Consider the following 25,642-nt stretch of genomic DNA (forward strand, 5'->3'; position numbering starts at 1 on the left):
ATGTTGTAACAGTTTACTAAAATATGAGCATATTTTTTTTTTAAATGCTAAACTTTCAGGCTGATAAAGTTTATTTTTACTGCTGTGTTACGGCATAAAAAATGGAACGATTTCCGGATGTATGCCGTCTGATAGAGGAAAGGAAGTCGAGGAACTTCAATATGACAAAATTGAAATTATGAATAAAATTTTTACGTGTGGGCGATCGACCAAAATTCCGCTCCTAAGTTTGTCCTTGGCTGTGCTGGCGAGTCTGTCGCCCTTTCGTGGGACGATCGCCAGTCCGCTCTCTCCATCCCCCAAACAGCAGTCGAACCCTACTAAAATTGTCTCAGTCGCTCGACCGCCAGCACTGCCAACCGCCTCAAAATCTCCAAAAAATCCGGCAATATTGGCGGCGAATCCATCCCCAGCAGAGACGATAAACGCCCAGGGAACAGCGGCCGCGAGATCGCTCGAAATAGAAGAAATTCGCGGTACAGTCAGCTTTAAAGGGCGACCAGCGGTGGTGGGCGATCGGCTACTCGCCCCCGGAGACGAAATCATCACCGGCCCCAATTCCACAGCCCGTTTAGGCATCGACAATAACGTTGGCACCGTGGAAGTGGGCGAAAAAACCGCAGTCAGAATATCCAATTTGTCAAGCAGTGCAGGTAGCGAAAAAGACACAGCGATTTTTGTCAGCAGGGGGCGAGTCAGGTTGTCGATCGGCAAAACTGCTGCGACAACTCCTGCTGCCAACACCTCAACTATTATCCCCCCGAACCAAATAGTCGCCCTCAATACCTTCAGCGGACTCGGCAAATCCAGTCAAATTGCCCAACAAAAAAAATCTGCCAAAACCGCCCCAGTCAGGGTTGAAACCCCAGAAGGCGTTGCCGGAGTCCGGGGCACATCCTTTGGCGTCAGCGTCGGTGGCGGCAAAACCGCAGTCGAAACTATTGAAGGTGCAGTCGTAGTATCCGGCAACACGGACTCGGAAGTAGTTGTCAACAGCGGCAACGCCACGACAATTTTCCCTCAAACCCCCCCTGTGGCGCCCTCAGCGAGCCCTCGCCTAGCTCAACTCAAAGTCCGCAGTTTGTTGAGACTCAGCGCCAATATCTATCGCCTCAGCGGTCAAATTAACCCGATCGACACAGTTTATGTCAACAACGAAGAGATTAAGATCGATCGAAATGGCAACTTCAAGATCCAAGGAATTTTACCTCCAAGCCGCCGCCTCAAAATCGTAGTGCGAGGCCCGTCAGTCACAGAAAGGCATTACAGCCTCGCCGTTCGCTAAACAACCTCTCTAAGAGTAAATTGCGCGGGCAGTCTCTGAGGAAGTGAGTTAGATCGTAAGTCTTATCTGGGTTGATTATTGTGTGTAAGCGCGAAGCATTTTGCGGTGAATTTCGGTAGTCAAATTAAAGATATTTTGCGCCAACCCCTCCCCCTTACGGTATTGTAAAAATTCATGACTCTAACTCCTCTAGAAGGTCGGACTCGAATGTCAATTTTTGCGTCAAATTAATTGCATGAAGTTCAAACAATGGATGGATCATCTCAAACACAATCAACTGATCGGCCTCCGGCAATATATAATCACAAATCCTCCCTGGATAACAGGGGCAGTAGTAGGTATAATGTCTGTAGCCATGCTGCAATTGGGAATGTGGAAGCCACTAGAATATTTGGGATACAAAACGCTATTTGAAATTCGAGAATTGGGTATATTACCAAATCCCGGATGGGATTCTAGAATTGCAGTAATTGCGATCGAACCGCATTCCTTGCAAGAATACGGTCAATTTCCTTGGCCCCGCAACCGCTACGCCCAACTGCTAGAAGCACTGAAAGAATCTCCCCCTACAGCAGTTGGTTTTGACCTTCTTTTCCTCGATCCAAGTCCGAAAGATGATATTTTAGCCGCTGCAATCGCCGCCAACGGCAAAGTTGTACTCCCTAGAACCCTTAAAGAAGAACCAGTAGCATCTTTAAAAGCAGCCGCCGCAGGTGTCGGGCACATCAGCCAAGAAGCCGATAGCGACGGTATTACCCGCGAGTCAAAAATCGTTTTCAACGGGATTCCTAATTTCGGTTTAGCAATGACTCACAGGTACAATGCTGCTAATCCCCAAAATCCAGTATTAATCCCACAGTCCAAAAATAAACAGGACAAAAAAGTCTGGGTTAACTGGCCGGGAAAAACTGAAAATCTACCTACCTATGCTTTTGTTGATGTCGTAGAAGGTAGAATTCCTGCAGATGCTCTGACTAATAAGTTAGTTTTAGTGGGCATAGTTGCTACCGGTTTCGATCCGATATCTTCACCTCTCAACAAGACTACGGCTGGGGTTTATTTATATGCAGCATTGGTTGACAATTTGCTCAATCAACGCTTGCTGCGGCGGCTGCCGGTACAGCTAGAAATTTTGTTATTGTTAGGGATTGGCCCGCTTACCGCTTTGGTTCTGGGCAACCGAGGTGTTAACGAGAGAATTGCGATCGCTCTCGGTTTGCCTATAATTTGGATTGGGGCTGCTGCTTTGTTATTTGGCTTCTTTTTTTGGTGGGTTCCGATTGCCGCACCTATCGGCACCCTCATTTTATCTGGCACTGCTTTGCAACTGCGGGAACAGTACGAAAAGCAGCAGTTGATGAGGTTATTTGAAAAGCACGTCGATCCAGAGACGGCTCAGCTTATTTGGCAACGCAAAGCGGAGATATTTGAACAGGGAGAACTCGAACCTCAAGAACTTACAGCAACGGTGCTGTTTATGGATATTCGTAGTTTTACTTCGATTTCAGAAAAAATGCGACCGCGAGATTTACTCACCTGGTTGAACAATTATTTGGAAGCGATGACTAACTGTATTATGGATCACGGTGGCGTTGTAGATAAATACATCGGGGATGCAATTATGGCAGTTTTTGGAGTGCCTTTTTGTCATACCGAATATCGAGAAATTCAACAAGATGCTTTGAATGCAGTTGCGGCTTGTATTGCGATGCACGAACGGCTGCACCAACTTAATCAGCAGCTTAGAATTGAACGCAAACCTTTAATTAAGTTTGGCATCGGTTTGCATACCGGACAGTTAGTTGCTGGCAGCGTGGGCGGTTCCCGGCGTTTGAATTATTCTGTGATCGGCGATGCTGTCAACGTTGCTGCTAGATTGGAGGCGATGAATAAGGAAATTGTTTCTGACAGTCCTTTTAATTTGTTGGTGACGGCGAGGACTTTTTCTTACGTGCGCGATCGCTACGAAGGTCAAAAAGTAGGCTCGATTCAATTGCGCGGCAAAAAAGAAGAGACTGTGGTTTATGCTATTTTGGGCGAAAAGCATTAGTTATTGGGCATTGGGCATTGGGCATTGGGCATTGGGCATTGGTTCAGGACTTACGTATCAAAACCAAAGAAACCGGGTTGTTGGCAGTTTATGCCAGGATTCACGAAATATTCTCGCAAAAAACCCCGGTGGTTGAGCGAAGTCGAAACCCTGACCACCCGTGCGTAATTCCTAATCTAATCAAATACGCTTAGCCGCAAAGTTTTAGCTATTTTTTCTAACAGAAATAAGCCACCGACAGAGTTTCCCTCTTTATCCAAGGGCGGACTGTAAAAGCCGATCGCACCTTGACCCGGAATTACCGACACCAAAGCCCCGCTAACTCCCGACTTAGCCGGCAGTCCCACCCGCAGCGCAAAGCGGGCAGATGCTTCATACAAACCGCAAGTTGCCATCAGCGCTTTGACAGTAAGGCAGTTTTCCCCCATTGCTCGATCGCCACTATTTACCAAAACCATCCCCAGCTTAGCTAAATCTTCCACAGTTCCCGACAAACAGCAGACGCGATTGTAGGTTTCTAAAGCAATTTCCGCCTTTTGAATATAACCCGATTCTACCATTTTCAAGGCGATATTCCAATTATTTTGATTGGGATTTGTCATCACTGAATCGAGCATTAACTCGTCAACAAATAACTGACTGTCTGCCTGTTGATTCAGCCAAGTTCGCAAGTTTTGACAGCGCGACACAGCATTTTGACCGGGAATCAAAGACGCTAGGGCGATCGCCCCGCTATTAATCATCGGGTTTCTCGGCTTCCCTTGGTCTATTTCGAGTTGAGTTAAAGAATTGAAAGGCAGTTCCGAAGGTTCACAGCCAACGTAGTCAAATACCCTTTTTTCGCCCAATTCGCACAGCAAATAAAGCAGCACAAAAGGCTTGACTACACTCATCAGCGGGAATGTTTGAGCAATGCTACCCCAGCTCACAATTTGTGCGTCAATTGCCCGAATTTGCACGGCAAACCCTTGTTTATCGGCTTGCGCTAGGAGAGGTATGTACGCAGGAATTTGACCCGATTTACTGCGATTAAGTGCCTCTTTTGCCCAAACTGCCAGTTGTTCCGCTTCCAAGGAAGATAGTTGGCTGGTGAATATTTTCACTCTCGATTATTTAGATTATTTGAGATTTTAGATTGGCATTCCTGGCGCGATATTGAGCCAGAAACTCCGTTTATTAACCGAATTGCGTCACTTGGACCCGCTGCGGAAAGAAACTGGGTTTCTTCGGAGAGATCAACCAAGCTCGAACTTCAGGCTATTGACGTTTCTGCCCGCCGGGAGCCAATAAATTTTTCACAAAAAACCTGTACTTTGCATAAACACCTCCCCTTCACCCCGATATATAAGTAGCAGCTTCAAGGCCAGGCTGCTATCTAAAAAAAACCAGCACTAGCTGGAAATGCCTTCAGATGCTTATGTTTAAGCCCCAGCAAGGAGCGGGGTGCATATTTAACTTAATTCTTTCAGAGTTCGCGAAATCCTGTCCGGAAAACCCCCGAACCTTTAAGAATGTACTATCCAACCGGATTCACCAAAACCAGGATAAAAAAATGCCAGAAGAAGCGAAAGCAGAAGCACCAAAGCCCGCTCCGCTGATTTTTAAGGGTGTGTGCAACGACGGGGTTCTCAAGGGCAAAGAAATTGAAGGCAAACTAGACATCAAAGTCAACGTTGAATCTGTCAAAACCCCTGAAGCAAAGCCCAAAAAATCCGAGTGGGAGCCAGTTATCTTTTGGGTATTGTTTGCAGTCATGGCAAACTTGATTGTCGGCGACCCCGCCGGAATGAGAAAAAAATACAGCTCCCCACAAAGGTCTCATTCTCATCAGATTTTAAACCAATCTGGGGAGCAGTCGCTGTTGCCTAAGAAAAACACCAGCAACTTGCCACTTTAGGCCCTGGGAGCCTGCCAGCCGCGCAAATAGTAATAAAAAGACCCGAAATATTCATCGAATACTCGCGTCGTAGTTACCAAAGCTTCTGCACTAGGCAAAAAATCTCCCGCGTCTAAGCGGAGTCTGCTGGATCTCCCTCCTGAGGTGGGTTGAAAAGTGTAGAAGTCGGTAGCCCTAGGAATCACCTGGATTCCCATATTCGCAAAAGCGAGGCTGGCACGGCGCATCTGAATCGCAGATGTTACCAGGATTACTTTACGCGGGGCGCCACGCCTGTCGAGTATCTTTCTCACCTCTTCAGCGCTGGTGCGTATGTTGCTGCCGTTATCGTCGAGAACGATACTGCTGCGCGGCACGCCCATGTTGTTTGCCAGCAAAGTCTCGATATCCTTAGCTTCGCCAACATAACCCTCCAACTCTGGTCTCGGGCCAGCGGTAACGATGACCATCGGTGCCACTTTTTGGCGGTACAAAACCGCAGCATAGGGCAGGCGATTGCCGGTATCTGTTAGTTGAATTGCAACTCGGTTGGGGATGTGAGGCTGAGTGGTTCCCTTGCCCAGGAGGACGATCGCCGCTGCGGTTTCGTCGCAGCAAGCTGTGCGGACGGCGGCGGCGGCGTCCCGTTCTGCTTGTTCGGCGAACCAGTAAGCGACAACTGGCATACTCGAAAGAATTAAAACTAGCAGCGCTGCCAGGATCATTCTCGGCGCCGGGTTGCGGATGCCCCCGTTCGTGATCAGCGCCGATGCAATCACCAGCAGCGTGATGGAAAAACCCAGCGGCTTAAAGAAGAAGGCTATGAGCCCGAAAATCGCTGCTCCGACCGGGGTGTCTGGTGCAAAAAAAGCTAGGATCAAAAGGCTGATCAGCAGCAAAACGCGCAGCCGATCTAATAATGGATTGTCTTTGCCTCCTGATTGATCCCACCAGGATTTGATCAGTGAGAACAGGAGGAATAGAAATAGAATGCGAGCTAACAGTTCTGGCATCTTGCAATATTCTGTGTCTTCATAAATTAGTACAGAAGTTTTGGAAACGAGCGCTAATTTAACTGCGGTAGGAAATACGGGCATCGGTGGGTTTTTAACTTTCGCGAATAACGCAGTCCGATCGCATTTATCCTAATGCTCGCTTCCTGTCAGCTATAAACCATTGGTTGCAGGGTGAAACCCGCTACTTCCAGTCACAGATTGCTGACAGTTAATTGGTAATTGATAACTGGTAATGGTTGATTGATAATTGGTAATGAATCGAGCACGCCGCAGGTGAAATTGGCAATTCAACTCTGCTTTCTGCTGCCTGCTTTTTTTCCCCATTACCTGTTACCCATTCACCAATCCCAATTTATCGGCGCTTCAGTTGATTCCGAATTGCCTGCGTTACCGTTTGAATTACTTTAACACGAGCATAATACTTGTTATCCGCCGCAATTAGCGTCCAGGGAGCAAGCGGCGTGCTGGTACGCTGAATCATTTGATTCACCGCCACTTCATAATAATTCCACTTTTCCCGATTCCGCCAATCTTCCTCGGTGAGTTTGTATTGTTTAAATGGATTGTTTTGCCGCTCTGTAAACCGCTTTAGTTGCTCGTCAGGACTGATGTGCAGCCAGAATTTAACTAAGACACAACCGAAACTGGTGAGTTGCTCCTCAAATTCATTGATTTCCTGATAAGCTCGGCGCCATTCGGGTTCGGTGGCAAATCCTTCGACTCGCTCGACCAGCACTCTACCATACCAACTACGATCGCAAATGCTGATTTTACCAGCCGTTGGCAGCCGTCGCCAGAACCGCCAGAGGTAGTGATGCGCTTTTTCTTCGTCTGTCGGCGCCCCAAAGGCATTAACGATGTAACTGCGGGGGTCTAATATGTCCGTCAAGCGCTTGATTGCTCCTCCTTTACCGGCGGCGTCCCAACCTTCAAACAGCACTAACACGGGGATTTCCTCTTCGTAGATGCTTTGTTGCAGTTTGCCAAAACGGGTTTGTTCCTCGCGAAGTTGCTGTTTGTATTCATCGGGCGACAGCGATTGAGTTAAATCTACTTGGGCCAGCAAATCTGGTTCGGTGGGTTGCAAGCTTTCTTGAGGTGGCAATTTCACGGGTGCAGATTGCATCGGCAGTCTGTCTAAGGCTTCTGTAATTGTCGCTGCCATTTGCGTTAAAACTTTGACTCTCGCCCACCGTTGACAATCGCCTTCTACTAGCGTCCAAGGTGCGGGGCCCGTGCCGGTTTGGGCTACCATTTCTTCGGCAAAAGTTGTGTATTCTTCGTATTTTTTGGCTTGTTTCCAATCTTCGGGCCGCACTCGCCAAGCTTGTAAGGTGTCGTCTTCTAGTTTGTTGAGCCGATGCTTGAGTTCTTTTTTGCTCAGGTGAATCCAAAATTTGGCAATTGCGGCGCCGTCATCAACAATCTGCCGCTCGAAGGCGTTGATTTGCCTGATGGCTGTCGGTACTTCTGCCTCGGAGACTCGATCGAACAATCGGTCTTCTAAAATGTGAGTGTACCAACTGTGGTAGAAAAAACCGATTTTGCCGCGGGCGGGGAGTTTCTGCCAAAACCGCCATAGGAAAGGATAGCCCATTTCTGCATCTGACGGCGGCCAAATCGGGTGGACGGCAAACCCCCGCGGGTCCATGTACCCTACCATTTGTTTGACTAAAGCACCCTTGCCGGCGGCGGCCCAACCTTCGAGGACGATAATTGCGGGCAATTTTTTTTCCCTGCAGGCCAGTTGGAGCGATCGCAACTGTTTCATTAAAATTTCGATCTTGGCATCGTAGGTTTCTTTATCCAAGGAAATATCTAAATCGAGGTGGTCGAGCATATTTACCTCATATAAATCTGTAAAAAACAGTTTAACGTTAGTTTAACGTTTGGATAAAATTAAATCTTCAAGTCCGGGAAAAACGTTATAAAAATTACAGTTACGGCTGGTTAAAAGCCGGAGCGCTCCTGCAATCAAATGCCCGCCTCGTTAATACTAGCAATAATCCCTCGATTTCCAACTTGCAAAAAAAAACAGCTCAGGTTATAGTTGAAAAAGGGAACTTTTAAATAAGTTCAATTTCTCCCCTCCCCCGATCGGGCGAGTTAACAGGAGGAGCCAAAAATCCCAGAAAAACGATTTATTGTAAAACAGAGCAAAAGTAAAAATCAACTACCCGGTGGGGGTGACAACTTCTTTACTTAGCTGTAGAAACTTTATTCAAACAATAGTAGTTACTTAAGCACCAAGCTTGGTAACGAAAGAGAGCGCGACTCATCGACATCCAGCCATAAACTCACATACAAAACTCGCCCAAAAGGGCAAACCAATTTTTATGATTGCGCTATAAGATAAAACGTGAAAGCCTGGGTGATATAAACAGGTTTCTGAGTTTTATCGACACCACAATAAATCTGCATTACATCCGCGTTTATCCGCGTTCATCTGCGGTTAATCATCAAAAACTCGGATTTTTGCAAGAAATTCACTGTACTTGTTTGCCAATACCAATTAAGAGGAACAGTCCGAAATTACGGATTGCAAGTTTTTTATGAATCTCTTGACAACACGCTCGTACAAGGGCGAAACTGACTGGTGCGCGATCGCAAATTTGATCGATGCTTGCGAAAAAGTGGATAGACTCGGCGAAGAAGTCTCAGCAACTGAACTCAAGCTAATACTCGATGCACCCAAACTCGACCAAGCTCGCGACGTGCAGTTGTGGGAAGATGGTAATTACAAACTCATCGGTTTAGCACTGCTAGATATGCCCGATTCGCCAGAGGAAATAGACGCTTGTCTCTGGTTTTACGTGCATCCAAATGTCCGTGGCGAAGGATTAGAAAAAGACATAATTAAGTGGGGAGAAAAGCGGCTGCGCGAAGTAGGAAAAGAACGGAATTTGCCTGCAAAATTGCGTACCTACAGCCGGGAGGATAAAACAGATGAAATCCTGCTGTTAGAAAAACAGGGCTTTGAGGTCGATCGCTATTTTTGGACAATGGCCCGATCCCTCGCCGAACCCATTCCCACACCCGAATTTCCGGCAGATTTTGCCCTAACACACGTATCCGGAGAACAAGACATCCAACCCTGGGTAGAAATGTTTAACCAGTCATTTATCGATCACTGGAATCACCACGATTTAACTGCGGAAACCGTGCGCTACTGGATGCAAGACGCCAATTATCAGCCGGAATTAGACTTGATTGCTGTTTCGGGCGATCGCAAATTTGCAGCTTTCTGCGACTGTCAAATTAAACCTCAAAAAAACGCCCGCAGCGGCACAAAAGACGGTTGGATTGAATTGTTGGGTACGCGGCGCGACTTTCGGAAAATGGGTTTAGGAAAAGCGATGCTGCTGGCGGGTTTGCACTCCTTAAAAGCGGCGGGTGCAAATACTGCGAAACTCAGCGTCGATGCTGACAGTTTGACAGGGGCGACAAAGCTTTACAAATCAGTCGGTTTCCGCCCGATGGAAACTTGGATCGAGTGGGCTAAGACTGTTTAGAAAAGGTTGGCTGTGAAGGCGAGAACCCCGACTGCTTAAAGAAGTCGGGGTTTTCAAGTGCGATCGAACTTGGCGATCGACTTTTGGGTTAAGTGCGATCGCTCTTTTGGATCGAATGGGCGATCGCGCTTTTCATTTCTTACTGTAGTTTAGACTAACTAAAGATGAGAACGGTGGCCCAAGAAAAACTAGAGCCACCGTTAAGGAGAGAATGAGGGTGAAAAATAAAAACCTATTCACTCCTTAAATGAACAGTGAACGATTAAAGGACTTTCGTCAAGAAGCATACGAGTTATTGGTACGAGGCAAGGATGCAACATTCGAGCTCATGGATGCAGTGATGACCACGCCCGAATTCGTCATGTTTGGCCGAATTTTCGCTCAATCCATTATTCAATCGTCAATGGTCAAGCGTTTACGAGGCATTGCAAGACTGTAGGCCAGACCGGAAAAAACTGATGCTGCTGTATCTCCAGCAATTAGAACAGCAAGTACCCGTAGCAGAACATCTGTTAGTGGCAATTGACCACACTGCATGGGGGAGACCAGATGCTAAAACATTAAAAGATAGAACCCATGAATATCAGGGGGGCGTAATTATTGGACAAGGGTACAGTACCATTGCGTGGATACCAGAAGCACAAGGAAGCTGGGCATTACCCCTACTCCATGAAAGAATTAGGGCGTTGCTGAACGTGAGTATGAATTTACATTTTTCACTCTTTGATAAACACAGACTTTTTGTGCCTGTGAGCTTTGGCGCAGAACTTAATTCATACCGTCACTCACTCGAAGTCTTCTCTAAATATATAGCCTTTCTCAGATAGATGAGGTATGTAATAAGGCTTGAAAGTCCCGCTATTCAGGGAATATCGGGCACCTCATCTTTTTAATAAAGGCTATAAGAGTTTTCTCTAAATAGCTCAATTATGGAAGGTGGTTCAAAAGGTTGTTCAGTTGGTGGTTTCCAAACACAGAAAGACTCAGGCTTGCGAGGGCAAGTTTTGGAAGCGATCGGATTTCCGCTGAGGTAAAGCTCAGTCAGGTTAGTCAAGGATTCTAGCGGTTTGATGTCGCTAATTTGATTGTTGTAGAGATACAGATCAGTCAGTTTAGTCAAAGAGCGCAAGGGTTTGATGTCGGTGATTTTATTGTTGTAGAGATGGAGCCGAATCAGTTTAGTCAAAGAGCGCAAGAGTTTGATGTTGCTGATTTGATTGTTGTAGAGATAGAGCCGAGTCAGTTTAGTCAAGGATTCTAGCGGTTTGATGTCGCTGATTTTATTGTCGCTGAGCTTGAGCCAAGTCAGTTTAGTTAAGGATTGCAAAGGTTTGATGTCGCTAATTTGATTGGAGGTGAGGTAAAGCTCAGTCAGTTTAGTCAAGGATTCTAGCGGTTTGATGTCGCTGATTTTATTGTTGTAGAGATAGAGCCTCTTCAGGTTAGTCAAGGATTCTAGCGGTTTGATGTCGCTGATTTTATTGTTGTAGAGATAGATCCCCGTCAGTTTAGTCAAAAATTCTAGCGGTTTGATGTCGCTGATTTTATTGTCGCTGAGCTTGAGCCAAGTCAGTTTAGTCAAGGATTGCAAAGGTGTGATGTCGCTGATTTGATTGGAGGTGAGGTAAAGCTCAGTCAGGTTAGTCAAGGATTCTAGCGGTTGGATGTCGCTGATTTTATTGTTGTTGAGGTTGAGCCAAGTCAGTTTAGTCAAGGATTGCAAAGGTTTGATGTCGCTGATTTTATTGCCTGAGAGGTTGAGCCAAGTCAGTTTAGTCAAGGATTGCAAAGGTTTGATGTCGCTGATTTTATTGCTTGAGAGGTTGATCCGAGTTAGATTAGTCAAGGATTCTAGCGGTTTGATGTCGCTGATTCGATGTCCAGAGAAGGATAGAGTTGGCAAACTCGAAAGTGTCTGATTAGCCGCATTGCACTCTGTAGTCCCGGCTCGCTTCAACAGCGCATCAACAGTATGTTTAGCTTCAGGCCTCAAAGAATCCCGATCGCGACACCAATCAGCAAATGTTCGTCTACTGTTTATCCCTAGCCTCTCTGCGACTAACGCGGAAAATCCGTTTCCACATGATGTTAGGAGGATCGCACTACAAGTAACTGCAATCAACCTTTGTACTTCTACAACACCCTGTTTACGATACCGCTTTGGTAAATTTATATGTTTGTCTGTAACTATAAGCGTCATAATCTTATTACTATTCTATTTCTCGGCGTTGCTGAACTTGAGTATGAATTCACATTTTTTACTTGTTGATAAACACAGACTTTGTGCGCCTGTGAGCTTTGGCGCATAACTTAATTCATACCGTCACTCACTGCCTTCTCTAATCAGCTCAATTATGTGAGGTTGTTCAGTTAGTGGTTTCCAACTACAGAAAGACTCTGGCTTGAGAGGGCAAGTTTTGGGAGCGATCGGATTTCCGCTGAGGTAGAGTACTGTTCTAGTCAAAGAGCGCAAGGGTTTGATGTCGCTGATTTGATTGTTGTAGAGATGGAGCCGAGTCAGTTGAGTCAAAGAGCGCAAGGGTTTGATGTTGGTGATTTGATTGGTGTTGAGGTCGAGCCAAGACAGATTAGTCAAAGAGTGCAAGGGTTTGATGTCGCTGATTTGATTGTTGCTGAGGTCGAGCCAACCCAGTTTAGTCAAGGATTCTAGCGGTTTGATGTCGCTGATTTGATTGTTGTAGAGATGGAGATGAGTCAGGTTAGCCAAGGATTCTAGCGGTTTGATGTCGCTGATTTGATTGGAGGGGAGGTTGAGCTGAGTCAGTTTAGTCAAGGATTGCAAAGGTTTGATGTCGCTGATTTGATTGTTGTAGAGGGTGAGCCAAAGCAGGTTATTCAAGGAGTCTAGCGGTTTGATGTCACTGATTTGATTGTGGCTGAGGTTGAGCCACATCAGGTTAGTCAAGGATTCTAGCGGTTTGATGTCGCTGATTTGATTGTGGTTGAGGTAGAGCCTCTTCAGGTTAGTCAAAGATTCTAGCGGTTTGATATCTCTAATTTTTTTCTGGGTAAGTATTAGAGTTGGCAAAACCGATAGTATCTGATTAGCCGCATTGCACTCTGTAGTCCCGGCTTGCTGCAACAGCACATCAACAGTATGTTTAGCTTCAGGACTCAAATTTGCCCGCTCGCGACACCAATCAGCAAATGTTCGTCTACTGTTTACCCTTAGCCTCTCTGCCACTAACGCAGAAAATCCGTTGCCACATGATGTTAGAACGATCGCACTACAAGTAACTGCGATCAACCTTTGTACTTCTACAACACCCTGTTTTCGATACCAGTTTTGTAAATTTATATATTTGTGTGCAACTACGAGTGCCATAATCTTGTACCTCTAATTTTCTGATACATGAAAAGCGGAAAACGGCCCAAGATATGGGTTTGATTCCATTACCCAAAGTATTCATAACTTAGCACATGACATCAAACAACTATTTTCCTTTTTTGAATAAATCACCCCTACCCTTTTTAAGGGGGCTAGGGGGAATCTGTGTTAACTGAACCTTATGCTATATACTATGCGTCCGTAAGTCCTGTATTTAGCTACTGGCATGAGTTCGTTGTTTTAACCAATCTAGTTGATAAGATGTAGCCCGACCAAATCTGTAGCAAAACTTTAAGAAATTCGGTCGGAAGGTATGATTTACTAAAAATTAAAAACTGTCGATCGATCAGACTGGACACTTTAACAATGATTCTCAGGGAGCATTTTATGAAATCCATTGCTAAAAACAGCATCCACTGGACTTACTCAGTGGCTATTTTCTGTGCCATTTTCACAATACAGCAACAAAAAGCTACAGCAGCAACGCTATCTAACGGGTGGAATTATGCGATCGATTCCTTCAACGACGGCGTGACAGGGCCCCAAATCGGCGGCGGGGAATTTGAATTTTACGGCATCGCCATCAAAGAAACATCAGATACAGCTTTTATCGCCATCAACTCTAATCTAAGTTTAGCAGGATATGCCGACCCACTCGCTCAAAGAGGCAACATCAACTACGGCGATTTATTCTTCAATTTTTCCGGTCAAAACTTTAATACAGCTAACGCAAACGGCAGCTTGTTTGGTATCCGCTTTGCCGAAGGAAATGACTCCAGCGTGGCGACAACAGGCGTTTACAGTAACGTTACAGCGAAAAACGTCAGTCAAACTAACTCTGGTTTTAGTAATTTAAATCAATTCAATACGGTAGTTGCATCTCAAGGCGGAACCCCATCAATGGGCGATTTAGCTGCCACCGACCCCTATTTTCAACAAACAGGAAACTGGACTGTTCTCAACTCAATTGCTACGGGTACAAAAGTAGGAGAAGTTAATTTTTTAACGCCAGCAACTTTGAGTGTCCTCGGTCTTAATTTCGCTCAGTTTAATGCAGTAGGTTCTCAAACAATTGGATTCAGTTTCAATAAATCCTCAATGCCTTCGGGGAACTATATTGCTAACTTTTTTGCCGAGTGCGCTAACGATGCGATCGCCATTCAAGGATCGTTTGAGGCTGTACCCGAACCTTCTACTTTGTTTGGTACTTTAGTAGGATTGAGCTTTTTAGGTATGGGCGCAGCAAAACGCAAAATTAAGCGCAATATTTCCTAAGTTAGGTAGGGTGTGCATTAAGTACCTTACAAATAGCTGTTATGCACACCTTACAAATAGCCGTAGTGCCTCACAAATTGCAAACAGTAGAGTAGATTATGGATAGATAAAATGTGCCCACACATTCCCATCTGGCCCAGCAACTTGATTGACATAACTGTAGGGATACATCAACTTTCTCCCCTCAGTATCGCTGTAACCAGTGAGTGCATCTCCCCAAGGATCTTGCACGATATAACCCTGAGAATTGTAGCCAATTACAGTAAGAATGTGACCGGCCGCAGTAAAATCTCCCGCTAAAACTACTGGCCGCCGGTTCAGCAATTCCGATCGCACCTGGGCCCACGTGCGAGTCGTACTAAAACTCGTCTTAAACCCGTAGGCCTGAATCAGCGCCGAAAGCACGCTGTGATCCGTTTGAGAACCCTGGCCGGCATAGTCGAAACACCACTGCAACAACTCATCCTCCAACTGTCCGCCCCACTGAGAACGAAGGCCATAATAATAAAGCACCATGGCGATCGAAGTTACGTTGCAAGTAGACCAGTCAAAACGCGGATTGTCCCGCTGCGAAAAATACGGCACGTTCAATTCCACATTGTTCGGAACCGGATCGAAAATTTTATCTCCCCGCTTGAACTGAACAAAACTAGGAAAAACATAACCTGTATTGCCAAAATTCGGCAGTTCTTCAGTCAGGGAAACTTTCAGGTGAGATCCTTCCGCACCGTAGCTGTTCACGCCATAAACTCGACCTAAAGGCAGCGGAGTTTTCTCGGTACTGCTCAGGCTAGAAGAATCTACCGGCCGTTTTTTAAAGACAGTTGCTTGCAGGATTGTCATCGTCAAAGCATCCGGGTCAAAGGGAACTTCTTTGCCGTCTTTTTTAATTTTAACGTCCTGCCAATAAATAAATCCGATATTGCCGAAACCGGGAATAGATTCGGCAAGAGTTACTCGGAAATGCCCCAAAATGCAGGCATAACCAGTAATGGCATAGGTAGTGCCTAAAAGTAGGTCAGCCATTTGATCGGCAGGCAGTTTCGATGAATCTTCGGGTTTAGCTTTAATCTGAGTTGTTTGAGTTACCAACAGTTGAGCGCTGACGTTGCTATTGGGTACGTCAGCCAGGTTAAATTTTAGGATTTGAGTACCTTTTGCCAACTGAACGTCGGGTTCATAAAAATAGCCAAAAGTGCCGACAGGCCAAATTGCTGAATCCAGAACCACCTTGAGATGCCCGTCAATAAATCCGTATTTGCTAACGGCCAAAGTCTGGCCTGCTTTGACAAAAACTTTTTGCTGATTGTTGAGCCGGGAAGAATCAAGGGGAGCTACCTTAAACAAAGTGTCAGAAACTATTTTTAAGGTCAAACCTTTTCCGACAGTTAGCGGATCGGAAGTTACGGTAATGTAAATTATTTGGCTGCCAGTAACGTTACCTTTGCTGTCAGTTGCCCGCAACCTGAGCCACCGAGCTCCCGCTACGCTAAATCCTTTAGACAAATTAACTTCCCAAGTGCTGGCAGTTTGGTTTAGCGTGACGCTTAGGGGCAATGTATCCTCAGCTATCACCTCAATTTTTGCTGCTTGTTGCCGATCATAAGTACCCCGAAGGACGATCGGCTGATTTACTAAAACTTCTGACGGCCCTTGATAAGTTAAATTCACAGCGGGATTAAAAGATTTGCCACCGCGACTGAATTGCACAAAATCGGGATAAATGAAACCTGTATTGCCAAATTGCGGCAAATTCTCGGTCAGCGAGACTTTAATGTGGCTTTGTTCGATCAAGAATCCGGCAATTCCGTAAATCATTCCCGCCGGCAAGGTAATTTTTTCTTGGGGTGGCAGGCTAGCGGCATTTATCGGCCGCTTTTTAAACACAGTCGTTTTGATTACAGTCATCGTAACCGCATTTCTATCATACTCAATTCCCCTCCCGTCTCGCAAAATTTGGACGTGCAGCCAGTACAGAAATCCCGAAGTTCCTAAGTTAGGAACTGCCCGATCAAAAGCGACTCGAAAATGGTTTTCCACGCAAGCGTAGCCGAGAAGATTGAAAGTTTCTCCTGGGTTAAATAGTAATTTCTGAGTTGGGCCTAAAGTTCCAGAATCTGCGGGGGTGAACTTTAACCATGTCTTTTTGATCACCCACAGTAACTGCATTCCAGGCGGCGGGGTCGGCAACTCGGCGCGATCGAATATGAGAATTTTTGCGCCTTTGGTTATGAGTACGTGTTTTTCGTAGAAAAAGCCGGACTTTCCCACCGGATAAATTGGATTATTTAGTTGAACATTCAGATGTCCGTCTTCTAACTCGTAGTCGCTAACTGGATATATTTTCCCTGCTGGTATGTCCGCTTTTTGCAGATCGTTGAGATTGCTGGCGGGCAGTGTTCCGGCTTTGAATTTGGTATCTGTGAGAGTAATTAACGTGAAAATTTGAGCGGGTGACCCAGAAGCAGGATTAACTTTGATGTTAATTGTTTGTTGGCCGATAACTTTGCCGGTATTATCAGTTGCCCTCACCTGCACTGTGCGAGTTCCTGTGCTATCGAATCCTTTTTCTAAACTGATGTTCCAAATGCCTCTAGAGAGATTTATCCCTACATTCAGGGCATTTGAGCCTTCTGCTGCTGAAATCGCTGCCACTAGATTTTTGTCAAAAGTGCCAACTAAGACAGCGGCTTTATTGACCTCAATTTCTTGCGGGCCTAAGTAACTCAAAATAATGTTGCTGTTTGTCATTATCTATCCCCCTACCTACTTAATTATTCAGCTAAAGCAAGGATAACTTCTGATTTTATCAAACACAATGACTCGAACCAGGACAAAATCGCCCCTAGATTCAGCCTACGGGCGGTTAATGCCTTTTCCAGCATAAGTTTTTAATTGTTGGCGGGAGTTGCGCCACAAATCTAACTTTAGGCGTACAATAAGCACCTTAACCGAATATATGTCTGGTTGAGCGGATTTGTGGTGGGAGTTTTAAGGGAAGGAATTTAGTTCGAGTAGGTTCATTCCCCCTGTACCCTTGACCCCTCACTGGCTGAGTCAATCGATTTTAGATTTTAGATTTTAGATTTTAGAATTGAAGCATTGACCCCACGGCTGAATCCGGGGGCTTGTATCCTGGATGCTTTCGGTCAGGACTTACTAAAAAAAACCGGTTCCTAGGAGAATATTGCCTATAGCAACGAGGCATCGAGGAAGGAACCGGGTTTTTAGCCGTTTGGTGCGTGCAGGAAGGTTAGTGCGATCGGCTAAACTTCGACTAAACTATGGTGACGAGAATATCTTGAGCGTGAGAGTCAACTTTCAGATTTTCTCCTTCATAAACCTGAATAATTTTGCCGGTACCGTCGATGACGAAAGTAACGCGCTTGGCATAATCGCCTTTCTCGACATCGTAAGCTTTGGTAATCGTGCCATCAACATCTGCTAATAGCTGGAAAGGCAAACCGTATTTTTCTGTGAACTTTTGATGCGATTCCTCGTTGTCGCGGCTGACACCGAGAACTACTATATCTTTGCCTTTGTATTCTTCATGGGCTGCTTTGAAGCTTTGGGCTTGTCTGGTGCAGCCTGGGGTGTCATCTTTGGGGTAGAAATACAAGATTACGGTTTTACCTGCGAATTGGGACAGGGAGACGGTGTTGCCGTTGGTGTCTTTGGCGGTAAACTGAGGGGCAGCGCACCCAACTGGTAATGTCATAGTTTTGTTTCCCTTGCGATTTATAAATGTATTTTAATTGACTTTGTGCTTCGGCGATTGAAAAAGGTATCGCCGATGGAAATCGCTTTTTTTGAACTGGAACTCGAATAACGAGCGTAGCATATTCGAGTTCCAGTTCAAGCAATCACCTTGACTCAAGTCGATTGGCGACGGCGGAAATTCGCAATATCCATCAAAAATACCATAGCTTAAAATGCCTTTTACAGCCAAACTCGTCTAACCGGTCGTAAAATATAAGAGACATCCTATATTAATTCCCTACCATGTCGATCGCCGTCATTAAAGAACATATCGAAATCACCCCAGGAATCTGTGGGGGAAAACCCCGTATCGCCGGACATCGCATCCGAGTTCAGGATATAGTTGTTTGGCACGAACAAATGGGAATGTCACCCGACGAAATTCTGTATCACTATCCGAGTATTACTTTATCTGATATCTATGCAGCTTTAGCCTATTATCACGATCGTCGAGATGAAATTCGCTCTGCAATCGAAGCAGATGCAGAATTTGCTCGCCAATTGAAAGCTCAAACCCCATCGCTATTGCAACAAAAATTAAAAAATCGTCAAGATGGCTAAGATAAAATTCCATCTCGACGAAAATATAACTCTTGCCATAGCGAATGGATTGCGAAGACGTGGAATTGATGTCACCACAACTCCAGAACAAGGAATGATCGGGCAATCCGACGAACAACAATTAGCATTTTCCCTGTCTCAAGAGCGAGTGATTTTTACCCAAGATACGGATTTTTTAAGACTGCATCATGCAGGTTTGTCTCACGCGGGTATTGTTTACTGTCTGCAAACCAGTAAATCGATTGGGGAAATTTTGCAAGGATTAGTATTAATTTGGGAGGTAGTGAATGCTGAAGAAATGAACAATCATTTCGAGTATTTGTAAAAAGAGGCGATCGTGCAGTGACGATAAGCACTTGCACCCTGAGTATTAATTATAGGCTAGTTGGAACTCTGTTGAGCCTATATCATAATTTAGGTAGATTTGTGAGAAATCTACTTTCTTGACTATAAATAGGTGATGATAAAAGTAGTAGCTACTCAAAAGTTCTCGCAATGACTTTTATCCCATCCGAAGCATTTAAATCTATTAGTTATCCCGATCGCACCGTAAAAAGAGCCGATCGCGCCGTCCGGTGCAGCCCTTTTCAATTACACTTCTTCCAGACAATCCGCGATAACAGTGTTTTCCTAACTGCGATCGCCTCAAATTCCGGTGTCGAAAGCGGCTACACCCGATCGCCCGTATCCGAACTCGTAGCCGAAAACTCCCTGCTGTGGCTGATCCAAGTCGGCGTGTTGCGGCGGGAAGTAGACGGACAAGGCATTACCGACAGTTTTCGCCTCACGCCCCTAGGCCGCCAACTCGTGGAAAAATGGGAACAGGAAGGACAGGGAGTGCCTGCCGCGTCATTGTGCGATCGTATGGGAAATGCGGTTAGCCGCGGATTGGGAGTATTTCTATGAGGGGTTTTCACTTGCCCTAGTCCGAGATTCCGACATTCCGAGATTCCGAGATTCCGAGATTCCGAGATTCCGAGATTCCGAGATTCCGACAGTCCGACATTCCGAGATTCCGACATTCCGCCATTCCGACATTCCGACAGGGAATGAATTCCCTGTCTCATAGCAAAAGTCGGTTAAAACCGACTGCAAGTGTCAATTCAATTCGATGTTGAGTTTCGCATAAAACCGACTGCAAGTCTCAATTTAACTCGATGTTGAGTTTCGCAATGCACGTTAATCAAGATCCTCAGTCCTCTTGCAGAGGACTTCCGCTATGAGACAGGGATTTCAATCCCTGTCGGACTCGCCGTCAAACGAGTTAGACCCCTTACAGCCGTCAAGCGAAGGACGGGGTTTTAGACCCATTTTCTTGATAAATTAAATGCACGATCGCTTAACTAATACAAATTAAACTTAAATCAAATAAAAATAATGGTTCAAACCGCTTCTAAACCTTTGACTCTCGCCGAATTTCTCCAACTGTCGGAAACCAAACCCGCCAGCGAATTCATCGATTGCCAGATTATCCAGAAACCTATGCCCCAAGGAAAACACAGCACAATTCAAAGCGATTTGGGTGCTGACATCAACCGGGTACTCAAACCGCAACGCATCGCCCGCGCCTATCCAGAATTACGGTGCACCTTTGGCGGTAGATCGACTGTACCCGATCTTGCAGTCTTTACCTGGGAACGCATTCCCCGCGACGAAAACGGCGAAGTAGCCAACACTTTCGCCATCGCCCCCGACTGGACAATCAAAATTCTTTCCCCCGACCAAAGTCAAACTAAAGTCGTCCGCAACATTCTCCACAGTCTCGCCCACGGAACCCAGATGGGCTGGTTGATTGACCCGGAAGAAGAACTGGTATTTGTCTATTTTGCCGATCGCACTTTAGCAGTTTTTGAAGAACCGGGCGATCGCATCCCCGTCCCGTCGTTTGCTGAATCCTTCAATCTCACCGTCGGTCAAATGTTCAGTTGGCTGACTGAGTAGCGCCATCTAGATTTATGAATGATTTTTACCGCAGAGGGCGCAGAGGGCGCAGAGGTAGAGAAGAGAGAGTTCTCTACGGATTTGGTTCGATCGAATGTGCGGTCGATCGCTTATACTAAAATATCTGGTTGTCAGCTCTTCAATGACGAGAGATGACTAAAGTGGTCACTACAAACTTGATTATGATTATTTAACCGGACTTGATATCATCTTTCAAATAACCGCTAACTACTAACAACTAACTACATAAAACGTTTCTCAAAAATGGAAGCTAAATCTTACAAAGACACCGTAAACCTGCCCAAAACAAAGTTTGATATGCGCGCCAACGCCACCAAGCGCGAACCAGAATTGCAACAATTTTGGGCAGATCAAGAAATCTACGATCGCCTCTCGGAAAATAACCCAGGCGACTTGTTCATCCTCCACGACGGGCCACCCTACGCTAACGGACAACTCCACATCGGCCACGCCCTCAACAAAATCCTCAAAGACTTTATCAACCGCTACCAAATGCTACGCGGCAAAAAAGTCCGCTACGTGCCCGGTTGGGATTGTCATGGATTGCCGATCGAACTTAAAGTCTTGCAAGATAAGAAGATGAAATCGGAGGAGCGGCTAAATCTTACCCCGATCGAACTTCGCCGCAAAGCCGCCGCCTTCGCGCAGCAAACAATGGAACAGCAGCGCGAATCCTTCCAGCGCTACGGCGTTTGGGGCGACTGGGAACACCCGTATTTAACCATGAAACCCGAATACGAAGCCGCTCAAATCGGCGTTTTCGGTCAAATGGTGCTCAAAGGCTACATCTACCGCGGCTTCAAACCGGTTCACTGGAGTCCGAGCTCGAAAACGGCCCTCGCCGAAGCGGAATTGGAATATCCCGAAGGCCACACGTCCCGAAGCATCTACGTCGGCTTTCATGTGAAAAAATTGTCAAAATCTTTGCAGTCGAAGCTCAAACGCTATATGCCGAGCCTCTGGGCGGCGATTTGGACGACTACTCCCTGGACAATTCCGGCAAACTTGGCGATCGCCGTCAATCCCGAACTTACTTATGCGGTGGTGGAACCGCCGGGAAATTCCCACATCGCACAACAATTTATGTTAGTAGCTGTCGATGCGGTCGATCGACTGTCGGCAACTTTTAACACAGAATTAAAAATACTCGCCACCTTCAAAGGCAAAGAATTAGAAGGTTGCAGTTACAAACACCCGTTGTTCGATCGCGAAAGTCCAATTGTTGCCGGCGGCGACTACATTACCGCTGATTCTGGTACGGGATTGGTGCACACCGCACCCGGTCACGGACAAGAAGACTTTATTGTCGGAAAACGCTGCGGTTTACCAGTTTTAACACCCGTAGACGAGAACGGAAATTTCACCGCAGAAGCCGGACAGTTTGCAGGTTTAAATGTCCTCGGAAAAGGCGTCCGAGACGGCAATGGCGCAGTAATTGATGCCCTTGCAGCAGCAAATTGTTTGATAAAAGAGGAAAGTTACGCTCACTCTTATCCTTACGATTGGCGCACTAAAGAGCCGACCATTTTTCGGGCGACGGAACAGTGGTTTGCTTCCGTTGAAGGGTTCCGCGATGAAGCCTTAAAAGCGATCGCCGATGTGAATTGGATTCCCGCCCAAGGGGAAAATCGGATTACTGCAATGGTGGGCGATCGATCGGATTGGTGTATTTCTCGCCAGCGGACTTGGGGCGTTCCCATTCCCGTATTCTACGACGAAGAAACCAACGAACCGCTGCTGAATCAAGAAACGATCGCCCATGTCCAAGCCCTTTTTGCCGAGAAGGGTTCGGATGCTTGGTGGGAATTGTCGATCGCCGAATTGCTGCCGGAATCTTACCGCAATAACGGCCGCACTTACCGCAAGGGAACCGACACGATGGATGTGTGGTTTGACTCGGGTTCTTCCTGGGCCGCAGTTGCCAAAGGTCGATCGGAATTAAACTATCCGGCTGATATCTATTTGGAAGGTTCAGACCAACACCGAGGCTGGTTTCAATCGAGCTTGCTGACCAGTGTAGCAACTAACGGCATTGCTCCTTACAAAACAGTTTTGACTCACGGTTTTGTGCTCGATGAAAAAGGCCGCAAGATGAGCAAATCTGAAGGAAATGTCGTCGATCCGGCGACAGTAATTAAGGAATATGGAGCCGATGTTTTGCGGTTGTGGGTGTCTTCGGTAGACTACTCTGCCGATGTGCCATTGGGCAAAAACATTCTGAAACAGCAGTCGGATGTTTACCGCAAAATTCGCAACACAGCTAAGTTTTTGCTGGGTAATTTGCACGACTTCGACCCGGCAAAAGATGCCGTTGCTTACGAGGAATTGCCGGAACTCGACCGCTATATGCTGCACAGAATGGGCGAAGTTTTTGCGGAAGTTCAAGATGCTTTTGAAAGCTTCCAATTTTCCCGATTTTTCCAAACTGTGCAGAATTTCTGCACGGTGGATTTATCTAATTTTTACTTGGATATTGCCAAAGACCGACTTTACATCAGCGCGACAGATACCCTTCGCCGCCGCAGTTGTCAGACGGTGATTGCAATTGCTGTGGAGAATTTAGCAAGGGCGATCGCACCTGTTTTATGTCACATGGCTGAGGATATTTGGCAGTACCTTCCCTATCCGACTCCTTACAAGTCCGTGTTTGAAGCCGGCTGGGTGCAAATTGATGCTTCATGGCACAATCCAGAATTGGCTACTCGCTGGCAGTATTTGCGACAAGTGCGCGGCGAAGTTAACAAGGTTTTGGAAAAAGCCCGGATGGAAAAGGCGATCGGTTCTTCTTTGGAAGCTAAGGTTTTGCTGTATGTTCCCGATGTTGAAAAAAGAGAGCAATTGCAAGCTTTGAATCCCAGCAGCGAAGGATTGGTGGATTATGTGCGATCGCAAAATTCAGTCATCGAGTTAGCCGCAGAGGAGAAAGCAAAAGCAGCACAAGATAAACAGGAAGAACAAGCGGCCAAAGTTGCCAAAGTCTTGACAGAAAACACAGTTTATGTTGAGGCGGAAACGATCGCAGAAAAGGACGATCGATCTTCTCAGATAGTAGAGTATTCTGTCCCTGAACTGTCGGCTTCAGATTCGCAGCCAATCTTAGATCAAGCTGCCGAGTTTTTAGCTAATTTGCCTGAATACGCGGGCAACTTTTTTACAGAATACCAACAAGCGCTGGTAACACTTGGGCTGTTAGCCTCTGTGTTAGTAACGGGCAGAGTAACGCTGGCGATTTTGGATACGATGAATCAGATTCCGATGTTGGGAGGCTTCTTTGAAGTCATCGGCATCTTATTTACAATCTGGTTTGCTTTCCGTCACTTGCTGTTTGCCGCCAACCGTCAAAAAATTGCCGAACAAATTGATTTCCTGACAGCAGATGTGGTGGGCCGCAGTACAGCGCTTGTACTTGCAGAAACAAAGGCGATCGTCCTCGCACCGGCATTAGATACAGCGCTTGTGCTTGTAGAAACACAGCCGATCGCACAAACAGCCCCAGCCGAAAAAGTGTTTGTCGAAACACCCCAAATCCCGCAAGCAGAATTAGTTGCGATCGAACCCAAACCAGAAATTCCTGCTTCCATAGCTGTAACGCACGATTCTACAATGACCGGCAACGGTGTAGACGAACTGCGGTATTTGTTCATTACTTCGGAAGTGGAACTGGTAGAATCGAATGCAATCCTGCAGGAATTGCCGTACAGTTATCAGTCTCCAGAGTTGGCGATTGGTGTAGTCAAAGCAGACGGCCAAAAGTGCGATCGTTGCTGGAACTACTCTACTCACGTCGGAGAGTCGATCGAACATCCGCTAATTTGCGAACGCTGCGTTTCAGCAGTAGACCACAAATTCTAACCGTATGATGTAAACCGCACACCGCTGTAACTGTCATTGCGAGCTATACGCGAAGCAATTGCAGACTCCGTGATTGCTTCACTATCTACTCGTTACCAGGCAGGAGCCTGGTAACGCAGATCCGGAGGCTCTGCCTCCATCTTCCCAGCCGAGGCAGAGCCTCGCTTATATGGGTTCCAAGGCTCTGCCTTGGAACCAGTTAAATCAATCAAACAATGAGTGGGATGGGCTTTGAGCAGCGTCCCGAATATGCTATTTCTTAAAAAAACGGCAGACGATTTCACCAGGGTTGTTTTGTCCAAACGCCAAAACTGTTCCATCTTTCTTAACTGTAGTGCGATCGCGGCAATTGTAGACTTCCAGAGGCTGTTTCACTCCATCAACACTCAGAATTACCCTGTATTCCCAATAATTTTTTGCACTGCGTTTGATATCGACAATGCAAATCTCGCTTCCTTGATAATTGCGGCATACAGAGGCGTCAGCAGGAAGCGCCACCCAGAAAAAAAATATTAATAACAAAAAGTAGCAAACACATTTCATCATCAGCCAAATTACTAAGTCCTATCTTACGTTTTTTGATAATCAACTGACAGTATTTTGCAAGCGACTTAGCAATTGGGCGCGCCCTCAAGTCGCGACCTCATAAGATAGCTGAACCATACCAGAACTGTATGTCTGACATCCAGTTAACTGCAAAGGTGTAGTATTTATGGGATTAACAAATAAAGGGATTCCCTCGCCTAAAATAATCGGGTGCACCGAGAGAATTAGCTCGTTAACAAAATTTTTATTCAGGAAATCGCGAATCAGCAGAGAACCTCCCACCAACCAAATATTCTTGCCCTCACGCAAGCGCAAATCATTGACAAAACTCTCTAAATCTGTTACCACTTCGACATCAGAAGTGGCTTGAAAATCTAGATTTTTTGTAAAAACATAACTCTTTTTTTCCTGGTACGGGTACTCGCCAAAAGTTAGAACTTGTTCGTAAGTTTTTCGACCCATGAGAACCGTATCGATGCTATCTAAGAATTTACTATAACCGTAATTTTGGTCTGTAAACAGCCAGTCAATATCGCCGTTCGATCTGGCGATATAACCGTCCAGACTAGATGCAATGAATAGTACAATTTTACGCATGG

Annotated in this window: 20 protein-coding genes; 11 read left to right on the plus strand and 9 right to left on the minus strand. The window is 46.0% G+C overall.

Going from position 1 to position 25,642, the window contains the following annotated elements; genetic code table 11:
* Positions 1-178 precede the first annotated feature (178 nt).
* Complete coding sequence (locus QUA83_RS12860) at positions 179-1,285, plus strand: FecR domain-containing protein (RefSeq protein WP_333293530.1); 1,107 nt, start codon at positions 179-181, stop codon at positions 1,283-1,285.
* Positions 1,286-1,520: 235 nt separating this feature from the next.
* Positions 1,521-3,335 carry an adenylate/guanylate cyclase domain-containing protein gene (locus QUA83_RS12865; protein WP_333293531.1) on the plus strand — a complete coding sequence of 605 codons (1,815 nt, stop codon included), beginning with the start codon at positions 1,521-1,523 and terminating at the stop codon, positions 3,333-3,335.
* Positions 3,336-3,511: 176 nt separating this feature from the next.
* Here the strand turns inward: QUA83_RS12865 and glsA are convergent, their stop codons facing one another.
* The gene (gene glsA / locus QUA83_RS12870) at positions 3,512-4,438 is read right to left on the minus strand and encodes a glutaminase A (RefSeq protein WP_333293532.1); all 927 of its coding nucleotides are present in this window, start codon (positions 4,436-4,438) and stop codon (positions 3,512-3,514) included.
* 449 nt (positions 4,439-4,887) lie between these two features.
* Here glsA and QUA83_RS12875 point away from each other — a divergent pair, with 449 nt between their 5' ends.
* Positions 4,888-5,232: a hypothetical protein gene (locus tag QUA83_RS12875; RefSeq protein WP_333293533.1), complete on the plus strand. Its 345-nt coding sequence runs from the start codon at positions 4,888-4,890 to the stop codon at positions 5,230-5,232.
* Here the strand turns inward: QUA83_RS12875 and QUA83_RS12880 are convergent.
* Entirely contained in the window at positions 5,229-6,308 is a 1,080-nt protein-coding gene (locus QUA83_RS12880) for a YdcF family protein (protein ID WP_333293534.1), read from the minus strand. The two genes, QUA83_RS12875 and QUA83_RS12880, sit on opposite strands and share 4 nt — an antisense overlap.
* Positions 6,309-6,579: 271 nt before the next feature.
* The gene (gene pap / locus QUA83_RS12885) at positions 6,580-8,067 is read right to left on the minus strand and encodes a polyphosphate:AMP phosphotransferase (protein WP_333293535.1); all 1,488 of its coding nucleotides are present in this window, start codon (positions 8,065-8,067) and stop codon (positions 6,580-6,582) included.
* A 712-nt stretch (positions 8,068-8,779) separates the two neighbouring features.
* Between pap and QUA83_RS12890 the strand changes: the two genes are divergently transcribed.
* The gene (locus QUA83_RS12890) at positions 8,780-9,739 is read left to right on the plus strand and encodes a GNAT family N-acetyltransferase (protein WP_333293536.1); all 960 of its coding nucleotides are present in this window, start codon (positions 8,780-8,782) and stop codon (positions 9,737-9,739) included.
* A 458-nt stretch (positions 9,740-10,197) separates the two neighbouring features.
* Entirely contained in the window at positions 10,198-10,566 is a 369-nt protein-coding gene (locus tag QUA83_RS12895; protein ID WP_333293537.1) for a hypothetical protein, read from the plus strand.
* A 62-nt stretch (positions 10,567-10,628) separates the two neighbouring features.
* Here QUA83_RS12895 and QUA83_RS12900 read toward each other — a convergent pair whose 3' ends face one another.
* Both QUA83_RS12900 and QUA83_RS12905 read right to left on the minus strand, forming a co-directional pair.
* A complete protein-coding gene (locus QUA83_RS12900) occupies positions 10,629-11,939 on the minus strand; it encodes a leucine-rich repeat domain-containing protein (protein ID WP_333293538.1) in 1,311 nt (436 codons plus the stop codon).
* 123 nt (positions 11,940-12,062) lie between these two features.
* Positions 12,063-13,085: a leucine-rich repeat domain-containing protein gene (locus tag QUA83_RS12905; protein WP_333293539.1), complete on the minus strand. Its 1,023-nt coding sequence runs from the start codon at positions 13,083-13,085 to the stop codon at positions 12,063-12,065.
* Between the two features lie 390 nt (positions 13,086-13,475).
* Between QUA83_RS12905 and QUA83_RS12910 the strand changes: the two genes are divergently transcribed.
* A complete protein-coding gene (locus tag QUA83_RS12910) occupies positions 13,476-14,363 on the plus strand; it encodes a PEP-CTERM sorting domain-containing protein (RefSeq protein WP_333293540.1) in 888 nt (295 codons plus the stop codon).
* A 96-nt stretch (positions 14,364-14,459) separates the two neighbouring features.
* On the opposite strand, the gene QUA83_RS12915 is transcribed toward QUA83_RS12910, so the two are convergent.
* A complete protein-coding gene (locus QUA83_RS12915) occupies positions 14,460-17,114 on the minus strand; it encodes a C39 family peptidase (RefSeq protein WP_333293541.1) in 2,655 nt (884 codons plus the stop codon).
* Positions 17,115-17,640: 526 nt separating this feature from the next.
* On the minus strand, positions 17,641-18,081 hold the full coding sequence (locus QUA83_RS12920) for a peroxiredoxin (RefSeq protein WP_015179115.1): 441 nt from the start codon (positions 18,079-18,081) through the stop codon (positions 17,641-17,643).
* Between the two features lie 284 nt (positions 18,082-18,365).
* On the opposite strand from QUA83_RS12920, the gene QUA83_RS12925 reads away from it, so the two are divergent.
* From QUA83_RS12925 to ileS, 5 genes are all read left to right on the plus strand, one after another.
* On the plus strand, positions 18,366-18,683 hold the full coding sequence (locus QUA83_RS12925) for a DUF433 domain-containing protein (RefSeq protein ID WP_333293542.1): 318 nt from the start codon (positions 18,366-18,368) through the stop codon (positions 18,681-18,683).
* Positions 18,676-19,008 carry a DUF5615 family PIN-like protein gene (locus QUA83_RS12930; RefSeq protein WP_333293543.1) on the plus strand — a complete coding sequence of 111 codons (333 nt, stop codon included), beginning with the start codon at positions 18,676-18,678 and terminating at the stop codon, positions 19,006-19,008. Before QUA83_RS12925 ends, QUA83_RS12930 begins: the two co-directional genes overlap by 8 nt.
* Before the next feature lie 170 nt (positions 19,009-19,178).
* Positions 19,179-19,589, plus strand: coding sequence for an Npun_F0494 family protein (locus tag QUA83_RS12935; RefSeq protein ID WP_190732852.1), 411 nt, complete (start codon positions 19,179-19,181; stop codon positions 19,587-19,589).
* Between the two features lie 471 nt (positions 19,590-20,060).
* Positions 20,061-20,624: a Uma2 family endonuclease gene (locus QUA83_RS12940; RefSeq protein ID WP_333293544.1), complete on the plus strand. Its 564-nt coding sequence runs from the start codon at positions 20,061-20,063 to the stop codon at positions 20,622-20,624.
* A 264-nt stretch (positions 20,625-20,888) separates the two neighbouring features.
* A complete protein-coding gene (gene ileS / locus QUA83_RS12945) occupies positions 20,889-24,497 on the plus strand; it encodes an isoleucine--tRNA ligase (RefSeq protein ID WP_333293545.1) in 3,609 nt (1,202 codons plus the stop codon).
* 252 nt (positions 24,498-24,749) lie between these two features.
* Here ileS and QUA83_RS12950 read toward each other — a convergent pair whose 3' ends face one another.
* Together QUA83_RS12950 and QUA83_RS12955 are read right to left on the minus strand one after the other, a co-directional pair.
* Entirely contained in the window at positions 24,750-25,043 is a 294-nt protein-coding gene (locus QUA83_RS12950) for a hypothetical protein (RefSeq protein ID WP_333293546.1), read from the minus strand.
* A gap of 84 nt (positions 25,044-25,127) precedes the next feature.
* Positions 25,128-25,640 carry a dihydrofolate reductase family protein gene (locus QUA83_RS12955; RefSeq protein WP_333293547.1) on the minus strand — a complete coding sequence of 171 codons (513 nt, stop codon included), beginning with the start codon at positions 25,638-25,640 and terminating at the stop codon, positions 25,128-25,130.
* Between the last annotated feature and the right edge of the window lie 2 nt (positions 25,641-25,642).

The organism is Microcoleus sp. K1-B1, from assembly GCF_036704705.1.
GTDB lineage: Bacteria > Cyanobacteriota > Cyanobacteriia > Cyanobacteriales > Microcoleaceae > Microcoleus.

Excerpts from the sequence above, each read along its gene's own strand:
- QUA83_RS12950 (WP_333293546.1), bottom strand. The coding sequence starts at position 25,043 with ATGATGAAATGTGTTTGCTACTTTTTGTTATTAATATTTTTTTTCTGG.
- pap (WP_333293535.1), bottom strand. The coding sequence starts at position 8,067 with ATGCTCGACCACCTCGATTTAGATATTTCCTTGGATAAAGAAACCTAC.
- QUA83_RS12880 (WP_333293534.1), bottom strand. The coding sequence starts at position 6,308 with ATGCCCGTATTTCCTACCGCAGTTAAATTAGCGCTCGTTTCCAAAACT.
- QUA83_RS12940 (WP_333293544.1), top strand. The coding sequence starts at position 20,061 with ATGGTTCAAACCGCTTCTAAACCTTTGACTCTCGCCGAATTTCTCCAA.
- QUA83_RS12935 (WP_190732852.1), top strand. The coding sequence starts at position 19,179 with ATGACTTTTATCCCATCCGAAGCATTTAAATCTATTAGTTATCCCGAT.
- QUA83_RS12900 (WP_333293538.1), bottom strand. The coding sequence starts at position 11,939 with ATGACGCTTATAGTTACAGACAAACATATAAATTTACCAAAGCGGTAT.
- QUA83_RS12860 (WP_333293530.1), top strand. The coding sequence starts at position 179 with ATGAATAAAATTTTTACGTGTGGGCGATCGACCAAAATTCCGCTCCTA.
- QUA83_RS12910 (WP_333293540.1), top strand. The coding sequence starts at position 13,476 with ATGAAATCCATTGCTAAAAACAGCATCCACTGGACTTACTCAGTGGCT.
- QUA83_RS12865 (WP_333293531.1), top strand. The coding sequence starts at position 1,521 with ATGAAGTTCAAACAATGGATGGATCATCTCAAACACAATCAACTGATC.
- QUA83_RS12955 (WP_333293547.1), bottom strand. The coding sequence starts at position 25,640 with ATGCGTAAAATTGTACTATTCATTGCATCTAGTCTGGACGGTTATATC.
- QUA83_RS12920 (WP_015179115.1), bottom strand. The coding sequence starts at position 18,081 with ATGACATTACCAGTTGGGTGCGCTGCCCCTCAGTTTACCGCCAAAGAC.
- QUA83_RS12895 (WP_333293537.1), top strand. The coding sequence starts at position 10,198 with ATGCTGCTGTATCTCCAGCAATTAGAACAGCAAGTACCCGTAGCAGAA.
- QUA83_RS12905 (WP_333293539.1), bottom strand. The coding sequence starts at position 13,085 with ATGGCACTCGTAGTTGCACACAAATATATAAATTTACAAAACTGGTAT.
- ileS (WP_333293545.1), top strand. The coding sequence starts at position 20,889 with ATGGAAGCTAAATCTTACAAAGACACCGTAAACCTGCCCAAAACAAAG.
- QUA83_RS12915 (WP_333293541.1), bottom strand. The coding sequence starts at position 17,114 with ATGACAAACAGCAACATTATTTTGAGTTACTTAGGCCCGCAAGAAATT.
- QUA83_RS12930 (WP_333293543.1), top strand. The coding sequence starts at position 18,676 with ATGGCTAAGATAAAATTCCATCTCGACGAAAATATAACTCTTGCCATA.
- QUA83_RS12925 (WP_333293542.1), top strand. The coding sequence starts at position 18,366 with ATGTCGATCGCCGTCATTAAAGAACATATCGAAATCACCCCAGGAATC.
- QUA83_RS12875 (WP_333293533.1), top strand. The coding sequence starts at position 4,888 with ATGCCAGAAGAAGCGAAAGCAGAAGCACCAAAGCCCGCTCCGCTGATT.
- QUA83_RS12890 (WP_333293536.1), top strand. The coding sequence starts at position 8,780 with ATGAATCTCTTGACAACACGCTCGTACAAGGGCGAAACTGACTGGTGC.